Annotated in this window: 17 protein-coding genes, 1 tRNA gene and 1 pseudogene; 5 read left to right on the top strand and 14 right to left on the bottom strand. The window is 47.8% G+C overall.

Features of this window, described 5'->3' with window-relative positions:
- The first annotated feature begins 45 nt into the window (after window positions 1-45).
- The 3 genes from wrbA to ACO0LF_RS02850 are packed head-to-tail and all read left to right on the top strand — an operon-like array spanning window position 46 to window position 2472.
- Window positions 46-657, top strand: coding sequence for an NAD(P)H:quinone oxidoreductase (gene wrbA / locus ACO0LF_RS02860; protein ID WP_423011697.1), 612 nt, complete (start codon window positions 46-48; stop codon window positions 655-657).
- Window positions 654-1046: a DUF2069 domain-containing protein gene (locus ACO0LF_RS02855; RefSeq protein WP_423011695.1), complete on the top strand. Its 393-nt coding sequence runs from the start codon at window positions 654-656 to the stop codon at window positions 1044-1046. Before wrbA ends, ACO0LF_RS02855 begins: the two co-directional genes overlap by 4 nt.
- A gap of 16 nt (window positions 1047-1062) precedes the next feature.
- Complete coding sequence (locus tag ACO0LF_RS02850; RefSeq protein WP_423011693.1) at window positions 1063-2472, top strand: FAD-binding oxidoreductase; 1410 nt, start codon at window positions 1063-1065, stop codon at window positions 2470-2472.
- Here the strand turns inward: ACO0LF_RS02850 and ACO0LF_RS02845 are convergent.
- Both ACO0LF_RS02845 and ACO0LF_RS02840 read right to left on the bottom strand, forming a co-directional pair.
- Entirely contained in the window at window positions 2467-4089 is a 1623-nt protein-coding gene (locus tag ACO0LF_RS02845) for a methyl-accepting chemotaxis protein (protein ID WP_423011691.1), read from the bottom strand. The two genes, ACO0LF_RS02850 and ACO0LF_RS02845, sit on opposite strands and share 6 nt — an antisense overlap.
- A gap of 371 nt (window positions 4090-4460) precedes the next feature.
- Window positions 4461-5540 carry a metallophosphoesterase gene (locus ACO0LF_RS02840; protein WP_423011689.1) on the bottom strand — a complete coding sequence of 360 codons (1080 nt, stop codon included), beginning with the start codon at window positions 5538-5540 and terminating at the stop codon, window positions 4461-4463.
- A 98-nt stretch (window positions 5541-5638) separates the two neighbouring features.
- Here ACO0LF_RS02840 and ACO0LF_RS02835 point away from each other — a divergent pair, with 98 nt between their 5' ends.
- Window positions 5639-6577, top strand: coding sequence for a helix-turn-helix transcriptional regulator (locus ACO0LF_RS02835; RefSeq protein ID WP_423011687.1), 939 nt, complete (start codon window positions 5639-5641; stop codon window positions 6575-6577).
- Between the two features lie 127 nt (window positions 6578-6704).
- Here the strand turns inward: ACO0LF_RS02835 and ACO0LF_RS02830 are convergent, their stop codons facing one another.
- The 7 genes from ACO0LF_RS02830 to ACO0LF_RS02800 all read right to left on the bottom strand — a co-directional run bounded on the left by ACO0LF_RS02830 (window position 6705) and on the right by ACO0LF_RS02800 (window position 12764).
- Window positions 6705-7136, bottom strand: a complete 432-nt coding sequence (locus tag ACO0LF_RS02830; protein ID WP_423011685.1) for a hypothetical protein — start codon at window positions 7134-7136, stop codon at window positions 6705-6707.
- 24 nt (window positions 7137-7160) lie between these two features.
- Window positions 7161-7649 (bottom strand): DUF4265 domain-containing protein, encoded by a 489-nt coding sequence (locus ACO0LF_RS02825; protein ID WP_423011683.1) that lies wholly within the window; start codon window positions 7647-7649, stop codon window positions 7161-7163.
- Window positions 7650-7965: 316 nt separating this feature from the next.
- The gene (locus tag ACO0LF_RS02820) at window positions 7966-8472 is read right to left on the bottom strand and encodes a hypothetical protein (RefSeq protein WP_423011681.1); all 507 of its coding nucleotides are present in this window, start codon (window positions 8470-8472) and stop codon (window positions 7966-7968) included.
- A gap of 345 nt (window positions 8473-8817) precedes the next feature.
- Window positions 8818-9246, bottom strand: a complete 429-nt coding sequence (locus tag ACO0LF_RS02815; protein WP_423011679.1) for a hypothetical protein — start codon at window positions 9244-9246, stop codon at window positions 8818-8820.
- Between the two features lie 43 nt (window positions 9247-9289).
- The gene (locus ACO0LF_RS02810; RefSeq protein ID WP_423011677.1) at window positions 9290-9946 is read right to left on the bottom strand and encodes a hypothetical protein; all 657 of its coding nucleotides are present in this window, start codon (window positions 9944-9946) and stop codon (window positions 9290-9292) included.
- 152 nt (window positions 9947-10098) lie between these two features.
- Entirely contained in the window at window positions 10099-11277 is a 1179-nt protein-coding gene (locus tag ACO0LF_RS02805; protein ID WP_423011675.1) for a serine hydrolase domain-containing protein, read from the bottom strand.
- A gap of 1007 nt (window positions 11278-12284) precedes the next feature.
- Window positions 12285-12764: an Imm26 family immunity protein gene (locus tag ACO0LF_RS02800; protein ID WP_423011673.1), complete on the bottom strand. Its 480-nt coding sequence runs from the start codon at window positions 12762-12764 to the stop codon at window positions 12285-12287.
- Window positions 12765-12960: 196 nt separating this feature from the next.
- Between ACO0LF_RS02800 and ACO0LF_RS02795 the strand changes: the two are divergent.
- Window positions 12961-13975: pseudogene (locus tag ACO0LF_RS02795) on the top strand (IS110 family transposase).
- Window positions 13976-14505: 530 nt separating this feature from the next.
- Here the strand turns inward: ACO0LF_RS02795 and ACO0LF_RS02790 are convergent.
- The 5 genes from ACO0LF_RS02790 to ftsH all read right to left on the bottom strand — a co-directional run bounded on the left by ACO0LF_RS02790 (window position 14506) and on the right by ftsH (window position 20570).
- Window positions 14506-15966, bottom strand: a complete 1461-nt coding sequence (locus ACO0LF_RS02790; protein WP_423011671.1) for a hypothetical protein — start codon at window positions 15964-15966, stop codon at window positions 14506-14508.
- A gap of 239 nt (window positions 15967-16205) precedes the next feature.
- A tRNA-Arg gene (locus ACO0LF_RS02785) sits at window positions 16206-16282 on the bottom strand.
- A 112-nt stretch (window positions 16283-16394) separates the two neighbouring features.
- Window positions 16395-17741 (bottom strand): phosphoglucosamine mutase, encoded by a 1347-nt coding sequence (gene glmM, locus ACO0LF_RS02780; RefSeq protein ID WP_423011669.1) that lies wholly within the window; start codon window positions 17739-17741, stop codon window positions 16395-16397.
- 14 nt (window positions 17742-17755) lie between these two features.
- Window positions 17756-18595: a dihydropteroate synthase gene (gene folP / locus ACO0LF_RS02775; RefSeq protein WP_423011667.1), complete on the bottom strand. Its 840-nt coding sequence runs from the start codon at window positions 18593-18595 to the stop codon at window positions 17756-17758.
- A gap of 85 nt (window positions 18596-18680) precedes the next feature.
- The gene (ftsH, locus tag ACO0LF_RS02770) at window positions 18681-20570 is read right to left on the bottom strand and encodes an ATP-dependent zinc metalloprotease FtsH (protein ID WP_423011665.1); all 1890 of its coding nucleotides are present in this window, start codon (window positions 20568-20570) and stop codon (window positions 18681-18683) included.
- Window positions 20571-20652 lie beyond the last annotated feature (82 nt).

Here is a 20652-nt window from a genome sequence, read left to right as displayed (position 1 = left end):
CGATTTTAACCAGAGACCAGGAAAAAAGACTTCTATAATACAAGCATGACTACACAAGAACTCACGATTTTAGTTTTATTTTACTCACGACATGGCAATACCAGAAAAATGGCAGAATTTATTGCCCAGGGTATAGAAAGCGTACCTGGTTGCAATGCCCTCCTGCGCACCGTGCCTGCTGTTTCCACCGTAGCAGAAGCAACAGCATCTGAGGTCCCGTCTGAAGGCGCGCCTTATGTTGAACTGTCTGACCTCAAGGACTGTGCCGGACTGGCGATGGGCTCCCCCACCCGTTTTGGCAATATGGCTGCTGCCCTGAAGTATTTTCTGGATGGCACGGCAGCCGACTGGCTATCCGGCACCCTGACGGGCAAACCGGCCTGTGTCTTCACCTCCACCGGCAGCATGCATGGTGGCCAGGAATCGACCCTGCTGAGCATGATGCTGCCTCTCATGCATCACGGCATGCTAATGCTGGGCTTACCTTACAGCCACTCCGAACTGATGACCACCAAAACTGGTGGCAGCCCCTATGGCGCGACCCATTGGGCAGGCCAGGATGGGGCGCAAGCCATTTCAGAAGACAGCCGCAAGCTGGCAATCGCCCTGGGCAAACGCCTGGCAGAAACCAGCAAAAAATTACAGGCTAAGGCATGAGTAGCGCAACACCAGAAAAAAAGTACTACCTGCTGGCTTCAGCCAGCCTGATCGCCTTGCTTGTGCTGTGCATAGCCTGGGAATGGTTGCTGGCACCGCTGCGCCCGGGCGGCTCATGGATGGTACTCAAGGCCCTGCCCTTGCTGATCCCCTTGCGGGGCGTACTCAAGCGTGACAACTACACCATGCAATGGTCATCCATGCTGATCTGGCTATATTTTACTGAAGGCATAGTCAGGGCTTATAGTGACCGCACGGTGTTGTCCATGGCCCTGGCGTATGCAGAAGTTGCGTTGTCCATGCTGTTCTTTTTGAGCATCATACTGTATCTGCGCCCCTTGAAAAAAGCTGCGAAGGCATTGGCAAAAGCAAAAGCGGCCGCGGAATGAGATTGAAGGCGACATCATGACATCCGATTTTCTGTCTGCCTGTAGCGCTATCGTAGGCAGTGACTTTGTCCTGACCAAAGAATCAGAGCAATATCCCTATCTGACAGACTGGCGTCAGCGCTATCTGGGCAAGGCGCTGGCAGTGCTACTGCCGCAATCGACAGAAGAAGTGGCGCGCCTGGTACAACTCTGCGCCTTGCATCAGATTGCCTGCGTACCCCAGGGAGGCAATACTGGCCTGGTGTTGGGCAGCATACCTGACCAGTCTGGCAACGCCGTCGTCATTTCTCTCAAACGCATGAATCGCGTGCTGGCCGTGGATGTCAGCAACAACACCATGACAGTAGAGGTTGGTTGCCTGCTGGCGGACGTACAGACAGCAGCGGCTGCACAGGATAGATTATTTCCCTTGTCACTGGCATCTGAAGGCAGTTGCACCATAGGTGGCAACCTGTCGACCAATGCCGGCGGCACGGCAGTACTCCGTTATGGCAATACCAGAGAATTATGCCTGGGGCTGGAAGTCGTCACTGCCCAGGGCGAAGTCTGGAATGGCCTGCGTGGTTTGCGCAAGGATAATACCGGCTATGATTTACGTGACCTGTTCATAGGCGCAGAAGGCACACTGGGCATCATCACTGCTGCTGTGCTGAAATTATTTCCACAGCCACGCGCACAAATTACCGCATTCGCAGCGCTAGATAATGCCGATGCTGCCCTGGACTTGCTCAGACTATGCCAGCACGCGCTGGGACCGACGTTGACAGCATTTGAATTGATCTCTGACTTCAGCCTGCAACTGGTGCTAAAACATTTTCCGCAATTGCAGCACCCGTTTGTAGGTAATTATCACTATTACGCCTTGCTGGAAATATCGGATCACGAATCAGAAACCCATGCCATCGCATTGATGGAGCAAGTGCTGGAACAGGCGATCAATGATGGTCACGCAGTCAATGCCGTCTGCGCCACCTCCATCAGCCAGTCCCATTCCTTATGGAAGCTGCGCGAATCTATTTCAGAAGCACAGGCCAGGGAGGGCAAGAATATCAAGCATGATATTTCCATCCCGGTGTCGCAAATCCCCCAATTCATCTACGTCACTGATGCAGAATTAGCAATCGCATTTCCAGGCTGCCAGATCGTCTGCTTTGGCCACATGGGAGATGGTAATTTGCATTACAACGTCTCGGCCCCAGCGGGTAGCAGCGATGCTGATTTCATCTTGCAACAGCCTGCCATCAACCGCATCGTCCATGACCAGGTGCACCAGTTCAAAGGATCGATTTCTGCTGAACACGGTTTAGGCATGTTGAAGCGGGATGAAATCAAACTCTATAAATCCGAATTGGAAATGGCGATGATGCGCGCCATCAAGACTGCGCTGGACCCGCAAAACCTGATGAACCCTGGCAAGGTCTTATGACTCCCTATTGCCCAACTGCCTGGGCGTAAAACGACGCGCTTGTGGGCCAGCGTCTGCAGCTTGCATGGTCGATGGCAATTGAAATACGCTGACGGCCTTTGCCAGCGTCACGGCCTGCTCTTCCATGCTTTCTGCCGCTGCGGCTGCCTGCTCTACCAAGGCCGCATTCTGCTGCGTCATTTCATCCATTTGTGTAATCGCCAGGTTCACTTGTTCTATGCCTGAACTTTGTTCCTGGCTGGCGGCCGTGATCTCGCTCATGATGTCAGCCACATGCTGGACACTGGTGACGATTTCATCCATGGTCTTGCCTGCTTCGTCAACGAGTTTGCTACCCTGGTCTACCTTGTCTACAGAATCACTGATGAGCGCTTTGATTTCTTTGGCAGCACTGGCACTACGCTGTGCCAGGTTGCGCACTTCTGCTGCCACGACGGCAAAACCACGCCCCTGCTCACCAGCCCTGGCCGCCTCTACCGCCGCATTCAAGGCCAGGATATTGGTCTGGAAGGCAATGCTATCAATGACGCCTATAATGTCGACTATCTTGCGTGAACTTTCTTTGATCGAACCCATGGTACTGACGACCTGGCCGACCACTGCCCCGCCCTTGACCGCCACACCAGAAGCAGAAACCACCAGTTGATTGGCTTGCCTGGCATTATCAGCATTTTGCCTGACTGTACTGGTCAACTCTTCCATAGAAGAGGCAGTTTCTTCCAGTGAGCTGGCTTGCGATTCTGTACGGCTAGACAAGTCTGCATTACCGCTGGCGATTTCTTGCGAGGCGACTGTGATGGTTTCTGTGCCTGTCTTGATCTGGGAAATCGTGTTCAAGAGATTTTCCTGCATCATCTTCAGTGAATGCAGCAAGTCACCAATTTCATCTGTGCCACTCGCTTCAACTGGTTTGCTCAAATCGCCATTGGCAATCTGGTCTGCAATGATGGCCGAGCGCTTGATGGGCCCGGCGATGGTCCTGGCGATGAGCCAGGCGGCGAGCGAGCCTATGACTATCGTCAACACGCCTATAAGTAACATGCCCAATCTGGCACTTTTATAATTGGTCAGCGATTCATCGTAGGCAGCTTTCATGGCTTTATGCTGTTGCTGTGCCAGTTCCCCCAGGGACAACATCCATTTCTCATTGGGTGCATTAAATTCTGTCTGCAATACCGAGGCTGCATCAAAATAATTACCTTCAGCGACCAGGCCCTTGATCTTGTTGGCAATTGCCAGGACCTGGCGTTTTTGGTCTACCGAATTTTGCAGGGTATCTTTTCCCTCTTTATCATCAATCAGTTTTTTGGCAGATGCCTCTGAAGCATCATAACCTTCAAGAATTTTTGTCAGCTTTTTGGTTTCGCGCTCCGCCTCAGCCATATCGCTGGGCGCAGTCATTTTGCGCAATACCAGAGCCAGTGCACGGCCCTGTTCACGCATATCGGTAGCAGCATCAAGGCTGGCGACCTTGGTATTGAAAATATAGTCAGTCGATGCCTGTAGCTGGCTTAACCTGAACAAACCCAGGACGAGCAAACCGCAAGAAAACAGAATCACCAAACCAAAGCCCACCGCCAGGCGACTGCTAATCTTCAAACGTGATAATTGATTCATAGATTTTCCTGGGTATCCGAAAAAGACAAAAGTTGAAATCAGCGCAAGGAAGACAGATGAAGAAGCCAGGGGCCTATTGTCAAGTCTCCACGCATACTGATTTTTATGTTTTTAATATGAAAAACCTCAGAAAGACCCTGCTGCAAAATGCCATGAATAATGACATTCTGGTTTTGCTTACCAGGAATTATGATGAAATTCCCAGCGCAATAAGAGGTGATGCTTGTCCAAAGTATAGCCTGAAACAGGGGTAGCGCAAATGAAGCCTTGATGACGAAAAGCAACAGCAGCTTGACATCAAGACCAGATTAACCGAGACACTCCTTCGAGCTTAAAACTTGGCACAGTGCGGTGTATCAGCAAATCAACATTTACTCAGCCATGTTCCTGGCAAGCTGAAACGAATCCGTAGACTGCACATGACCATCGTCGAATTGCAAACTACGCTCAGGCCAGCGCAAGGCTGCCAGCTTGTGGTGTGTTGAGACTGAGAGCGGATTCTTTTTTCTCGCCGACCATCGTCCACCCACAGAGAAATCCACGCAAAATACATTGCCATGCTTGCCATGCCATGAACTGGGCTTGGTATCCTCAAACAAATCGGCATCCCCTTTGCCAACCTGGGCACGATCAAATGATGAAAATCGGCGCCAGTAATGTCCTACAATGACCGGCACTTGCGACTCATATTCATTCCACCATGGCACACGGCCGACAAAACGCCATTTACCACCAGAATAAAAAGTGGAATGCCATTCGCGCTCTACACCTGAAGTCAGCACCCGTAGAGAGTTACGCATCTGTATCATCACATCATGCTGCGCGTGGGCAGGCATGAAGGGTGGCTCCTGATGCGGATCTTCCAGGCCCGGCGGATAACTCGCCAGCTCATCCTGCATTGCTGCATTCAATTCTCCAGCCAGCAAATCTGTTTCAGCATTCCAGCGCTCATCATGCTCAATCACGCTACCTATAGATAAATCACGTATCGCCTCTATATGCTCATGCTGCCAGGCTGCATGGACGACGCGCACATCTGCTCGCTCCAGAGCAATGGGCAAAGACAATAAAAATGCAATAGTATCGGCCTTTTTCTCCTCCGCCAGGCGCTGGAATGGCGCATACTTGGGTTCATCCTTGGCTTGTCGCTCATCAAAAAACCAGCCAGAACCATCCTTGGCGCTGCCACGCAAGAGATTCATTTCATGGTTGCCCAATACCGCCATCGCCTTGCCAGCCTTGACCAGACGTTCAACCAGGGCCAGCACAGCCGGGCTATCAGGCCCTCTGTCACAAAAATCCCCGACAAAGACCAGCTTGCGCCCGTCCCTGTGGCTGCCATCATCCTCATAGCCCAGATGCTTAAAGAGATGGATAAGGGCTTCATATTCACCATGCACATCACCAATAATGTCGAGTGGCCCCGACGGCAGTTGTTGTATCAGACTCATGACTATCCTTTGCTTTCATCCAGATGCACAACAATTTGCGCATCAAACACAATCGAATCAATTTGATCTCAAATAAATGATAGCATCAAAATGATTCGATGATAAAATGTTTTTTATCAAAGTATTTTCCCAAGACCATGCAAACCAGCCCGCTCACTGAATTACCTGCCGCCCAGCGTGAACGCCTGGCCTTCATCGAATTTCGCCTGTGGTTTTTAGGTAAAGTGACGCGCAAAGATGTCATGGAGCGATTTGGCATCGCCTCCGCTGCAGGCACCCGCGACCTGGTGCTCTATAAAGAGCTGGCACCAGACAATGCCACCTATGAAGGCAAGATGTATCACTATCGCGACAGTTTCCAGCCCTTGTTCCAGCACCAGGCAGAAAGAGTCTTGTCAGCACTATGCTCAGGATTTGGTGATGGTGAGGGCAGCATAGGCCAGGATTTACTGGCGCACGATCTGCCAGCCCGGTTAAACCAGCCCAAGCTGGCAGACCTGGCAACAGTGACCCGTGCCATCCATGGACAATATCCGCTAAGCCTGAGCTACCACTCCATGAAGACCGGCCTGTCACCAAGGGAAATCGTCCCCCTGGCCCTGGTCGATTCCGGCCTGCGCTGGCATGTGCGCGCCTATGACAGAAACAAGCAAGAATTCCGCGACCTGGTGCTGACACGCATGGAAAATATCAGGCCCATCAAAAATCAGGATGCACGTCACGCCGTACAAGAACATGAACAACTGATAGCCGACGAACAATGGCAGCTCATGGTAAACATAGAACTACGTCCCCACCCTACCCACCCTCACCCCAGCTCCATCATGCGTGACTACGGCATGAAAAACGGTAAACTGGAAGTTAAACTGCGAGCGGCAGTGGCTGGCTATGTGCTGCGTCAATGGCAAGTCGATTGCTCGCCAGAAGGGTATTTGGATACAGCCAGCTACAGATTAAAACTGGCAAACATCAGCGCACTCGACCAGGTAAAAAATGCTGTACTGGCCCCGGCTTATCGACCAACTAAAGATGCATGACACTAAGCATCACCTCTACAGCATGGCCTATTTTCTTGGACAAACACCATTCACCACGACGTTCTGGCCTATAGTGGGCTGCTAAATTTTCACCCCAAATTACCAATTTTGTAGAGAACTACCTTTATCAATCAAAAGCAGCCCTCGCATCAATTTCAAAGGCAATGCCATATTTGTTGCCGTTTGTAATGACACTGTCACGACCCAAATCTTGCGCACTATCTATAAGCAATAAATTTTTCTTGAAATCAGCAATATTTTTTTCATCAAAAAGTATATTTACAAAAAATTCTGCCTGATTGAAAAAAAACCGGGAATCATTCAAGAAAAATGTAAACACCCGATGACGATCAAAACTCACGTCATCCATCAACCAATAACGCACGCCCACAATGATGCTGCATGCATCCCGTATATAGTCAACAAAAACGCCACCAAGCTCCACATTTTTGGTAAGAGCCCAGATATCTTGATCGATTAGATAAGGACCAGTAGATAGAGATTGAAAGTCCTGAGCATTCTTGTCAGGTATTAACAAATGAATCTTTGAGACAGACATTTAAATCTCTCGCAGCTTTTTTATTTATTGAACACTCAAAACTTCACGGGTTACCGATTCATAAATTAATTTACCTTGATCATGAAGGGGAGACAAATATTTTAATACCTCATTATTTATGTTTGCCGTCGATACGCTAACGGCAAGCAAATTTTTTGAAGACCATTCTAATTCGGCACCTATTCTTTTTAAAGAATCCACAATTTCCTCGATATTAGTTTCAAAAGAATCGCCAAACCAAATACGATGCGTTTTATATCCAGATCTTTTTACAACTCTGATAAAAATATGATCTTCATTAGTCTCAACTTCATCACCCAAATCCATTTCATACGAAAAAAAAGGAATGCAGCAAATCTGGAATTTTTTATCTCCGATTTGCTTGCACCATAATTGCTCCCATCTTTTTACATTTACATTTTCATCAATTTTTACAAATATTAAAAAATTTGCATACTCATGCCAAGCTGGTGCTTGGTGCGTCGCATAAAAGTTATTCTCATCTTGTTGCATGTTCTAGCCTCCTGGCATAGAGATCACGATGGCACCGGACAATTATAATAATTTTCAGGATGTTTCTTCTGGTCACAAGGTGACATTATTTCTTGAAAATCTATGTCCCTAGCCAATCAAGAGTATCAAAGACTTTTCAGCCTGGGACACGAATATTTTTCTGCCACGTCCTAGACCAAGCCAGGATGTAATTTGGAGGCAGGCAAATTGAGGATTGCCAATTGCTGAATTGTCCCAACAAGGCATCAGCAACGTAGACCGTTTTTAGTACGGCCAAGAGCTGTAACGCTTTGGGGCGGCTTTGTGTTAGTCCTATTTAATATTTTGGGATGTTCAAATCAGGGAATCCACATTCCTTAATTTTTGCAGGATATGTTAATTTGCACCAATCCATCCATTCGTCTCGATTTTTTTCCCTATCTTGTCTGGTCGAAACGCCATACCCTACTATGACATGCCGCTTAGTTAATTGTGCCAGCACGAGAGAAAGGCCATCATGTACAACTACAGGGCCGTAATGCGCAGTACGCTCAAATGCTCCTGGTGCTTTATTTACCAAGTGCACCTCTGGAACGGCTAAAGGACGCATATCATCAAGATGACCCACAAGATAGGGAATCGCCTCTTCACTCAATTCTTGTAAACCTAAAAAAGCACGCTCTTGCCTGGATGGACTGGTCGTCATCTCATCAATCAATGCAGTGACCTTGGTCTCAACATCTCGATGAATAAATACTTGCTTCCCCATAAAAATCGCGGAAGAAACAACAATTAGCAATCCGATAGTCGAGAAACAAATAATTGGCAGTACAAATTTTTTCATCTAAATTTTTATTAAAAAATCTTCACAGAATTACGGCTCGCAGTAAGGTGATCCTGGAGTTTCTCTTGCATGTTTCTCATCTAATATTTTTTGATATTGCGCCAATCAACTATCAGAGCAGATTTTTAAACTGATACTGCCCCTTTCCTTCCACAGCAGGAGTCTTGGGTTCGCGCTCTCCCCCCAATCATCCAATTACCAGCTTGATTGATGATTTTTTTACGAGTCCCGCAACATCGTCGTCCATATTAATACGCCCATTTGGCATGTTGGTCGACTACTTGACTACCGGAGGGCTAACGGGTGATGGTCGCACTTGTCAACACACCTCCATAGAATGTGTGCTCAAGGAATTCTCAGAGCGACCAGCACGAATGCCGCCCCTCCTTCCGCCTTCACTATGTCAAAGGATGCTTGAAGGTCACTCCACTCCCCGTTTAACGGCAACCACCAATCCAGCCTGCCAATACAACCTGGATAGCGCTCATAAGTTGGTGCAAGGTTCAAGTAGTTGTCCCACAATTCTCCGCTCGCGGTGGAAATCCCGGTAACGGTGTACGAGGGCTCGCCTTCGATGGGGGTTTGGCTACCACGATTGGATATACAGGCCTTCAATTCATTTGGATTACTAACCCATGAACGTCCTGGATACGTTGCAACGAAGTGCAGCATTTCAAATGCAGCTTCATAGTCTTCGCTTACCAGGCTATTGGTCCATGTATGCGCAAACTCGTTGACTTCAGCTTCTGTCGGTGGAAAGGAAATTAAAATCATATTAATTCATAGTAAATTCATCAATGGTTGCTCCTGGTTCTGCTCAATAAAAACGACATTCTAAAACTTCTTTCCATTTAGTTCGAAGTGTTTTTTCTGAGAAAACTTCAATCACTTTTTTTGATTTCAATGAAACTCTAAATCCAAAAAATTGCCCCATATTTTTACAAGATGAATGTGGGGGCACCTCTGCTGCTACTAGAATATCCCCTCGCAACCAAGTAAGCACTCCCCAATTTGCCTCCTCTTCCGGGCTACAACGAAGATATTTTTTTGACGCCTGATCTAAGATAGCTCGTAGATCGACTTCTACAGGAACATCACCTGGGCCAATAGTAAACAGTTTAGGCTCCCACGTTCCGACAAGGCCACCGTCACTCAAATTGATCGCAAAACCTTGTGAATTGTTATTCCAAACAACTTCCATCAGCGCCGGATTCACCAAGACATTCAATGGAAAATCTTGCTCACCATTTTTTTGCATGCTAATGGTTTTCGTAGTTGCCTTTATTGAAAATTGGCCATTTGGAGACCAAATATCCTTAGGGGTTAACTCCCCCTCACTAAATGACTTTTCTGCTTTCGCAGAAAAAATACCTTCACAATGATTTTGCATCGCGTCAGATGCAAATGCTTTTCCAAAATGTATAAAGAATAGAAATGCCAAGGCAGCACTTGCTAGCGATTTTGATTGATGCATTCTTGTTGTCATTTAGGGGGAAGATGGGGTCACGTTTTACATTACGACAATTTTACTCTTAGAAAATGCATAAATGTAAGAGCTCCCGGGCTGGGCGAGATGATCTTGCCAGCGCAGCCCAGGGATATCTGCATACCCCTGGGTCTGAAAACTTATTTGGGTACAATAGGACTCATCAAAGAGGCCATAAAGCTGTCTACCGTCGGGATGATGCTCGTATCATAGCAATTGCAGGTCACCGCAATCGCCACATTCTTGCTCGGAATGAGGTAGGTAGCGGAGTAATAGGTCAGCTCGGTGCCATTGTGGGAGCTGACGTTGCCGAGTTGCGGCACGTTGACTACGCCCCAGCCCAGGCCGTATTCATCAATCGGCGTGTGCAGTGCGGTGAAGCTGGCTTTGCTCAGGTAGCTGCTTTGTCCTTGCAGGCCGCGCAGGTTTTCACGCAAGAAAATACCATAATCAGCCAGGGTCAGGGTCATGCCGCCTGCGGCATTGATGAAATAGGCATAACGTGGGTCATATACCGGCGCGGTAACTTTCCAGCTGCCTGACACCAGGGTGTGGCCAGCATTATTAGGGCTCTTATCTTCAGGAAAGCCCAGATAAGCCTTGATGGCGAGCGGCCCGAACAATTCTTTTTGCATCAGATTTTCATAGCTGTCGCCGCCCACTGTTTCTGCCATCAGGCCAGCCAGGGTATAGCCGATATTGGAATACTGCATCTTGCTATTAGGCGTAAATTCGGGTGCATCCTGTAACATCAGGCCCACCAGTGCGCGCCGGTCGGCCACTGAATTACCGGTCAATAAAGGTATCGCCTTGGCAGCGGTCGCGTCATTGATCTCACGCGGCAAGCCTGAACGGTGGTGCAGTATCTGTTCCAGGGTGACATTTAAAAATTCAGGCCGCATCTGTGCACGCCATTCGGGGAAAATTTCTGCTACGGTACTATCCCAGCGTATCTTTTTTTGCTCGACCAGACGGGCAATCATGGTCGATGTGGCAGCCTTGGTCAGCGAGCCCATCTGGAAATAATCAGTGGCCAGCAAAGTCTTGCTGGTATTGATTTCACGCACACCACTGACGACAGTTTCTATTTTGTCTTGGTTGACTATCGTCACCGACACGCCAGGATAACCACTGTCTTTACGAAATCTATCGACTTCTGCCTGCAAGGCCGCTCCGGTCAATATCGCCGGTGTCTGCACAACTACCGCAGGCGTGGTCGTGGTAGCGCTACTGGAATTATTACTACTGCCGCCACCGCAAGCAGCCAGCAACATCGCAGCGCTGGCCAGGGTGATCAGGGTCTTAAAATGCATAGTCATTTTTTTCATCCATGTTTGCATATATTGAATGCCACGCTCGGCAACTCTGCGCAGCAAGCCGGTTGTTGTGTGCCACCACCGCTCAATTAATAAGCAGACCGCAGCGCACGCAGTATCGCTATTTCTTTTCAAATAAACCATGGATGGATGAGAGGTACAGCTTTGTTGAACTTGCGGTATTGTCGGGGGAGACCTGAGTGAGTCTGCGACTATCTTTGTACATTGCAAACGATAGCGGGCTTAGTGTCGGCGGTCAAAAACGCTTGCCAATGTTCACGGCGATACCCATCCAACCGTCACTCCCGCATTTTTATCGAGAATCCAGCGCAAGCCCTTAAAGCAAAAAAGAAGGGGTTGAAACCGAATCCGGCAGCCATAGATCTGCCCATCGCTTGGACGCAACGCAGTACTGAGATGCTTCTGGAGTAGCGGTGCTAATGGGCGAAATCCAGCTTTATGTTTCGCTAGATACACACGGGTGAAGCTGCGATTCATGCGACCACACGTTGAAGCAAAAGGCACGACGGCATTTTGAAACAAACGTGTGGTGGCGTAATCAATCTGATCGCGGCGTGTTGCGAATATGTTGTTCGACTGCTTGACTACGAGGGCTAATGAGTGACCCCATTTTTGCATTAACCTAGCGGCTATTGGGTGTCTTCGATACTTTGCCATAAAAATTATATTGATTGTTTCTTCGGCGCGATTTTCGGCGGGGCCGATTACTACGCTTACATTACGACAATTCTATTCTTAGAAAATGTATGAATGTAAGACCTACTCCCTTCTTTGTAAGCCGCCGAAAATCACGGTGGATCAACTCGCTTCAGCCCTTGCGGAGTTGATTTCCACGATTAATCGATATGAGAAATGAGGGGAAGCGTCAGAACCTGCCCCCCCTTTCTTTTTCTTCGTTGAAGACGTTACTTCTTTTAACCTGGGTTTAGTCAAAAGAGGCAGATACTTCATTTCTCCTCTTGACAAGCTAAATTCAGATAGAGACTAAACTACCCCGCTACCTTGGGAACTCTCAGTGCATCACTAACTTCATCATCAATAGCTCCAAGTCCACTTAATCCGAAGATGCCAACAGGTTCGATTGAATGAGGTAATTCATTTGCATATTCATCGTAAAATCTCCCATTTAATGGGCGGTAAAAACAATGTGAAACTAATCTATCCTTTGAAAAAATTTCGCGATTTTCAATAAACTCAAAATACCCCATAGTCCAGGGTTTTTTATTTGTCCCAATTGGCGGAACCAACAAATCGGATGTCAATAATTCTGGAATTACTGTTTTCTCTGATGAGGGTGTTTTGTACAGATAAATCAATATGACGTCAGGACAGTTTCCCAGTTCTGCATCTGTCGCAATTACTCTCCCAAAGTAAAATTTATCTGGCACTGGCCCAAGTTGATATGCAAAGATATCACCAATTTTCGGCTGTCTTCTTGTTCTTTTGAGTACAAGCATATTTGTAGACATTGCACACATATTTTACTTATCACTTTTCAGTTCGTTTGTTATTTAAAAAGAAAAGATCAGTTCTTACATTACGACAATTCTATTCTTGGAATTGTCGTAATGTAAGAACTGATAATCATCTAGCCGCCTCCCTCCACTGGCGTAATCCAAAGGAGTAAAGTTAAGTTGCGAACGAAACTTTAACGAGGAGGACAGTATGTTATTTTGCGGCATAGACCTACATTCGAACAATAGCGTTGTGGTTATTTCAGACGAATCCGACAAGGTGTTGTACTCGAGGCGGTTGGCTAATGACCTGGAGGCGATTTATGCTGCGTTTGCCCCCTATCAATTTCAGCTTACTGGTGTCGTTGTGGAGTCGACTTTTAATTGGTACTGGCTGGTGGATGGACTGCAAGAGCATGGTTATCAGGTTCATTTGGCCAATACCACAGCAATCAAACAATATGATGGATTTAAAACATCGTGGTGATTAATCAGACGCCAGGCATCTGGCGCATGTCTTGCGTCTTGGCTTGCTGCCTACAGGTTATATCATGCCAAAAGAATTAAGAGGTGTCCGTGACCTGGCGCGCAAGCGCATGCAATTGGTACAGCAACGTTCGGTGCAAATTCTCTCGATAGAAACACAAATGGACCAGCAGCATGGTGCGCATTTGGCAGCTAATCTGTTCAAGAAACTCACTTGTGATGAGATAGACACAATGGGCTTGGGTGAGATGGAGGCCATGGCGCTTAAGGCAAATCTATCGGTGATGCCTGCACTCAACGCGCAAGTCGTTCAGATCGAAAAAACACTGGCAAAGGTGTGCACTACCTATCCCGGGTTTTCACTACTCAAAAGTGTCGCTGGTATCGGTGACGCCTTGGCGACAGTGATCTTGCTGGAAACCGGCTCTATCGAACGGTTTAAAGATGTGGGTAACTATGTTTCCTATTGCCGCTGCGTAGGTAGTGTGCATACCTCGAATGGTAAAAAGAAGGGAGAAGGCAATACTAAAAATGGCAATCGCTTTCTGGCTTGGGCCTATGTGGAAGCTGCCAATTTCGCGATTCGCTATTCAGAGGTGGCAAAGAAATTCTATCAACGCAAGAAAGCCAAGCGTAATGGCATTATTGCCATCAAGGCGGTAGCACATAAGCTGGCAAGAGCTTGTTTTCATATGTTGAAGACTGGGGAAAGTTTTTCGGTGGAACGCTGTTTCACCTGAGAGTTGGCAGCACTGCGTGAGCCAGCAAGTGGGGTTGGATCACAAGCCATCAGACCTGATTGGACACGCAGTTTCTGCCATCGCAATCGTTGTTTCACAATGAGTCGTCTGCAATGAGAGCCACAAGGGGGTGGAACCGAATCCGGTAGCCACAGATCTGCCCATCACTTGGACGCAACGCTGTACTGAGATGCTTCTGGAGTAGCTGTGCTACTTGGACGAATCCCGTTTTATGTTTCGCTAGTTACACATGGGTGAAGCTGCGATTCACGCAACCACACGTTGAAGCAAAAGGCACGACGGCGTTTTGAAACAATCATGTGGTGGCGTAATCAATTTGATCGAGGTGTGTTGCGAGTCTCTTATTCGACTACTTGACTACCGGGGGCTAATGGGTGACCCCTTCTTTGTCTTTGAGCAGTATCTTTGTCAGTATGCCCAACTCCCTCCCATCAATGGCTGATGTCGGAATAGAAGAGACATCCTTCATTGTAGAGCGTTAAAAATGCCAAGAATCAAATCAAATTCATTTACTCTCCACGAATTGCCGTCGCAATCTCACGTAAGCGTCTCAGGAAGAAATACCAAATGGCGGGGATAATACCGAGTACCAATAGAATCAAAGCTATAGCATATGACTCGTAAATGTTTTTTCTGTTTCTATCTGCATAATTTGCTTTGTTCGCTTGCAATAGTTCGTCTTGCGTCGGAGTTGTCTTTGATTTATTTACAGAACGCGCATTGCTAGATAGATTTTCCACGTTGCACCATGAATCTGCCACCAAAAAAGGGCGGACTACAGATATTGTTGTGCTCCGGCTAGAGCCTGCTGCTCCTTCCAGCAAAAAAGTGCGCCCATTCACGTCAAATATTTCATAGGTCGCCTTTAATTCCCCTTGTCTGCGAAGCAAACTAAATGCAATAGCCTTTTCCTCAGCACTGATTGTCGTACTCATAGGGGCGAATTTCCAATTAGCATTAGGCAATTGAATATATGCTGGGGAGCCTTCATTAAGAAGAAGGCTATTGCGGATTGCTGACCAAATCTCATCAAGATGCATGTCTATTGGAAAAGCAAATTTCCCTACTCCTGGTGCGACGATAGTCTGAGTAATTTTTCCTGATTTACTAACAAGCTCAAGTGAGGCGATATTTTGTGCACTCTCTTGATGGCAAGCAATGACAGCAGCAGAAAATTTATCTTTTAGATTGCGAGATTCTATATACCCCCTTGCCGCAGTTATAAAGGCCAGTCCACAGAACAACAGAAAGACTCGGTTGGAGAATGGCATAGGTGACTTGATTTTATTTACTGATACAAGTTCTGTCGCTGGCAAATTGATTTGCTTCTCTGGTGCAAATTCTATTTTTTCAGGGTTGTGCTCTTGAATCAAGCCATAGCAAAAGAAGATTCCGAGGCCACTTGTGCAAATCAATGGCCCCCACACCCAAATTATTTGACTTTTGCCTAACTGTTTGACGATTATTGACAATTTAATAAAAACCATCAAGTAAGCGATTATGGCTATTAGCAGAATCCAATGAAAAATTGACAAACTTGTCCCTGTTGTCAAACTTGTCCCTGATATCTTCCGACTAACAATGGACTGGAATTGCATGGTTAGAACAAGTAAAATAAAAAAAATCGCAACAGACCAGCACATAACCTGAAACCATCTCTTCATTTTTCTAAAATGGTTTTTCAATGCTTGCTCGTCTGCCACTCCCTGAGCTTCATTCTTTCTTTTGAGTTCCGCCTCTCTGATATTTCTCAATTTACCTTTCTCAGTAAATGAGCCATCCAATAAATTTCCGACCACATACAGAACGACTAAAGAAAAGACGAAGGAAGCTAGTCCTATAATCAGCCCTACGGTATCTGGCAAGTCATCCCCGATGATGAGATTGGCTATTTTTAAAAGAAGCCACATACTGCAAAACAATGAAAGCAGGTGCGAAGCTATCAAGATGAGAAACTTTATGGCACTCATATTTTCACCTCTCAATCATTTACAAACAAATACTCAAGGTAGAAATTGAGTTTCAAAAGACAAAGTGGACAAATCAGCCTCAATTTAATTATACGACTAAAGAAAGTTGGCTTTACTGAACTAGCAGCAATTACCATTCGGAACACGGAACCTAGAAATATGATTTCTCAAATCGGGTTACATGGCGTCAAAAACGAAAAAGCCCGGAATATTCATCCGGGCTAAGTCTTGGTATCTGTTGGCCTGTCCAGCACGAATCGAACGTGCGACCCCGAGCTTAGAAGGCTCGTGCTCTATCCAACTGAGCTATGGACAGTCTTGTTTATGGCTGGCAAAACTGATGTTTGGCAGCCCAAAAACTGAAGGCTGAATAGTACATGGTATCGCCGCCAGATTCAAGAATGAAACGCATCTGGCAGCGAATTTACTTAGATTGCCGCCGGAATACAATCTGCCAGGCGGCGTGCGCTGGTGGAGGCGAGTTCTGCATCTTCTGCTTCGACCATGACGCGCACCAATGGTTCGGTGCCGGAAGCGCGTATCAGCACCCTGCCCTTGTCGATGAGTTCTGCTTCTACCTTTTGTTTTTCAGCGACCAGTTTTTCATTTTTTTGCCAGTCAAAACCTGCAGGCACTTTGACGTTGAGCAAAGTTTGCGGGAACAAATGCAATTGGTCGAAGCAGGCATCCAGGCTCTTGCCGTTGCGTCTCAGGGCAGACAAGACTTGCAGGGCCGAGACTATGCCATCGCCGGTTGTGTGCTTGTCCAGGCACAGCAAATGGCCTGAGCCTTCACCACCGAGCAGCCAGCCGCGCTCATACATTTGTTCCAGCACGTAACGATCACCGACTTTGGCACGGGCAAAGCCTACACCGAGTTTTTTGAATGCCAGCTCGACTGCCATATTGGTCATGAGTGTGCCTACCACACCGTCGACCTTGCCTATGGCCATGCGGTCAAGCACCATCAGGTACAGTAATTGATCGCCGTTATAGACCTTGCCATGTTTGTCTACCATGAGCAGACGGTCTGCATCGCCATCCAGGGCTATGCCCAGGTCAGCATGATTGGCACGCACCGCCAGGGCCAGTGCGTCTGGTGCTGTGGCACCGACTTTGTCATTGATATTCAAACCATTGGGCTGATTGCCTATGGAGATGACATCTGCCCCAAGTTCATGGAAAACATGGGGGGCGATATCGTAAGCGGCACCATGGGCGCAGTCGACGACGATTTTGAGGCCACGCAAATCCAGCTCTGCCGGGAAAGTGCTTTTGCAAAATTCTATATAGCGGCCATTGGCATCACTGAGGCGTCGCGCCTTGCCCAGGCGTTCTGAGCTCACGCATTGCATGGGGCGTTCAAGTTCTGCCTCGATTGCCAGCTCTACTTCATCTGGCAGTTTATTGCCATTCGCCGAGAAAAATTTGATGCCATTGTCATCATAGGGATTATGCGAGGCGGAGATCACGACGCCAGCGGACAGGCGCAAAGCGCGTGTCAGGTAAGCCACGGCTGGTGTTGGTGCCGGACCGGACAGCATGACATCAACACCGGCGGCGGCAAAGCCCGCCTCCAGTGAAGCTTCCAGCATATAGCCGGAAATGCGGGTGTCTTTACCGATCAACACGGTAGGTCGTGCATCGCCAACGACATTGGCTTGTGCCAGCACCTTGCCTGCGGCAAAGCCCAGGCGCATGACAAAATCAGGCGTGATCGGTGCGACACCAACTTTGCCACGTATACCATCTGTACCAAAATATTTTCTGCTCATATTCTTCCTGCGTATCAACGGGACAATGTATCCCAGACTTTGTATGCATCGACAGTTTCTGCAACGTCGTGCACACGAATTATGTTTGCGCCCATTTGCTTGGCCAGCAGGGCTGCAGCGATGCTGCCTGCCATGCGTTGTGGCGCGGCTTTGCCAGTGATAGCACCTATCATGGATTTGCGTGAGACGCCTACCAGCACAGGCAAGCCCAGCTCTTGCTGCAACTCTGGCAAATGCCTGAACATGGCGATATTATGCGCCTGAGTTTTACCAAAACCAAAACCTGGGTCCAGGCAAATACGTTCAGCTTCTATACCTGCCTGTGCAAAGGCGGCAAGACGTTCACGCAAAAATGCTGTTACCTCTTGATTAACATCGGCATATTCAGGGCTGACTTGCATGTCCACTGGTGTATTTTGCATGTGCATAGCGCATAGGGCAGCGTCGGAGTTTTGTACTGCAGCGACAGCCTCTGGTGAGCGAAAGCCCTGGATATCATTAATCATGTCGACGCCTGCCAACAAAGCTTCACGCATGACTTGCGGCTTGTAGGTATCGATGGATAAAGGTATGCCGCAATCACGCAGGGCGTAGATGACGGGCATGACGCGACCCAACTCTTCATCCAGCGACAAAGGCGCAGAGCCAGGGCGACTGGATTCACCACCGATATCGATGATGTCGACACCATCTTCTATCATCTGTTCAGCGCGGGCGATGGCGCTTTCCAGATGCAGGTATTTACCACCGTCAGAAAAAGAATCAGGTGTGATGTTCAGAACACCCATCACCAGGGTTCTGGATTGCGCTCCGCTTAAAGGAAAGCGATAGCGGCCACATTGGAAATATTTCATTTTTTAAAAAGACGAAGGGTGAGGAATAACCCCCACCCTTGTACAAGAAATTCAAGAATTAATTGTGTGTTTTTTGTACAGCGAATCAGGCTGGTGCAGTTGCACTAGGTGAGACACCGCCAGAAGAATTATCAGACGAAGGACGAATTGTTGCCTGACTTTGCTTTGGTGGACGTGGATCTACACCATTCATGATGTCATTGACCTGGTCTGCATCAATTGTCTCCCAATCCAGCAAGGCCTTGGTCATGGCTTCTACCTTGTCACGGTTTTCTTCGAGCAGCTTGCGTGCCAGAGCATATTGGCTATCCAGGATACTGCGGATTTCGGCATCCACTTTTTGCTGAGTTGCCTCAGAGATGGTTTTAGATGGTCCGCCAAAATAACCTTCACTCTGACTGTCTTCATAGACCATAACACCCATGCTATCGGACATACCATAGCGCGTTACCATAGCGCGCGCCAGCTTGGTTGCACGCGAAAAGTCATTTGATGCCCCGGTAGACATTTGCCCGACGAAAATTTCCTCTGCAATACGGCCACCAAATAAGATTGAGATCTCTTCCAGCATCTTATCTTTATAGCCACTTAGATTATCATGCTCAGGCAATTGCCAGGTCAACCCCAGTGCAAAACCACGTGGCATGATCGTAACCTTATGAACAGGGTCAGCCTTGGGCATAAGTTTGGCGATCACAGCATGACCAGACTCATGGTAAGCAGTGTTCCTGCGCTCATCTTCACGCATAACCATGGAACGACGCTCAGGACCCATGTAGATTTTGTCTTTGGCATCTTCAAAGTCCATCATCTCTACCAGACGCTTATTGCGTCTTGCGGCAAACAAAGCAGCTTCATTAACCAGATTAGCGAGATCAGCACCAGAGAATCCTGGTGTACCACGGGCCAGGATATCCGCCTTGACGTCCGCAGAAATTGGTACTTTGCGCATGTGGACGTTAAGGATTTGTTCACGGCCGCGAATGTCTGGCAAACCAACAGAAACCTGACGATCGAAACGACCTGGACGCAGCAAGGCTTTATCGAGTACGTCTGCACGGTTAGTCGCTGCGATGACGATGACGCCAGAATTGGCTTCAAAACCATCCATCTCCACCAGCATCTGGTTCAGCGTTTGCTCACGCTCATCATTACCACCACCCATACCAGCACCGCGATGACGGCCAACAGCATCAATCTCATCAATAAAGATGATACAGGGAGAGTGTTTTTTTGCATTCTCAAACATGTCGCGGACACGGGAAGCACCCACGCCTACGAACATTTCAACGAAATCAGAACCCGAAATCGTGAAGAAAGGTACTTTTGCTTCGCCAGCAATAGCGCGAGCCAACAAAGTCTTACCAGTACCTGGAGGGCCAACCATCAAGACGCCGCGAGGGATACGGCCACCAAGTTTTTGGAACTTGGTAGGGTCGCGTAGAAAATCAACGATTTCGCTGACTTCTTCTTTGGCTTCATCGCAACCAGCGACATCAGCAAAGGTGACATTGTTATTGGTGTCGTCCAGCATTCTGGCTTTGGATTTACCAAAGGAGAATGCCCCACCCTTGCCACCGCCCTGCATCTGGCGCATGAAGAATACCCAGACACCTATCAGCAATAGCATAGGGAACCAGGAAATGAAAACTTGCGACAGGAAGGATTGTTCTTCAGGTTGTTTGACATCAAACTTGACGCCACTGTCCACCAGATCGCGAATCAGGCCCTTGTCGAGCACGGTAATCTGGGATTTGACTTTAACCCCCTCAGAATTGGTCGCCAGGATGGTGCGATTGGCCTCATCGATGGTCGCATCCTTGATGTGCTTGGATTTAACCTCATCCAAGAATTCAGAATAAGGGATGGACTTGACACCAGCGCCTATGCTTTTTCCATCAAACTGCTTAAAAAGTGTAAAAAGCACCAGGGCAACCACCACCCATATAGCAGCTTTTGAAAACATATTATTCACGAGAACTCCTTGAAGGCAGGATGCGCCATTTGATACTGTAAACGTTCATTCTACCCCCATTGGGTAGAGCTTGCTAGCCAGC

Origin of the sequence: Undibacterium sp. Di27W, assembly GCF_049340345.1 — a bacterium.
In the GTDB taxonomy this organism is placed as follows: domain Bacteria; phylum Pseudomonadota; class Gammaproteobacteria; order Burkholderiales; family Burkholderiaceae_D; genus Undibacterium.
This window is presented reverse-complemented; position numbering and strand designations above follow the sequence as displayed.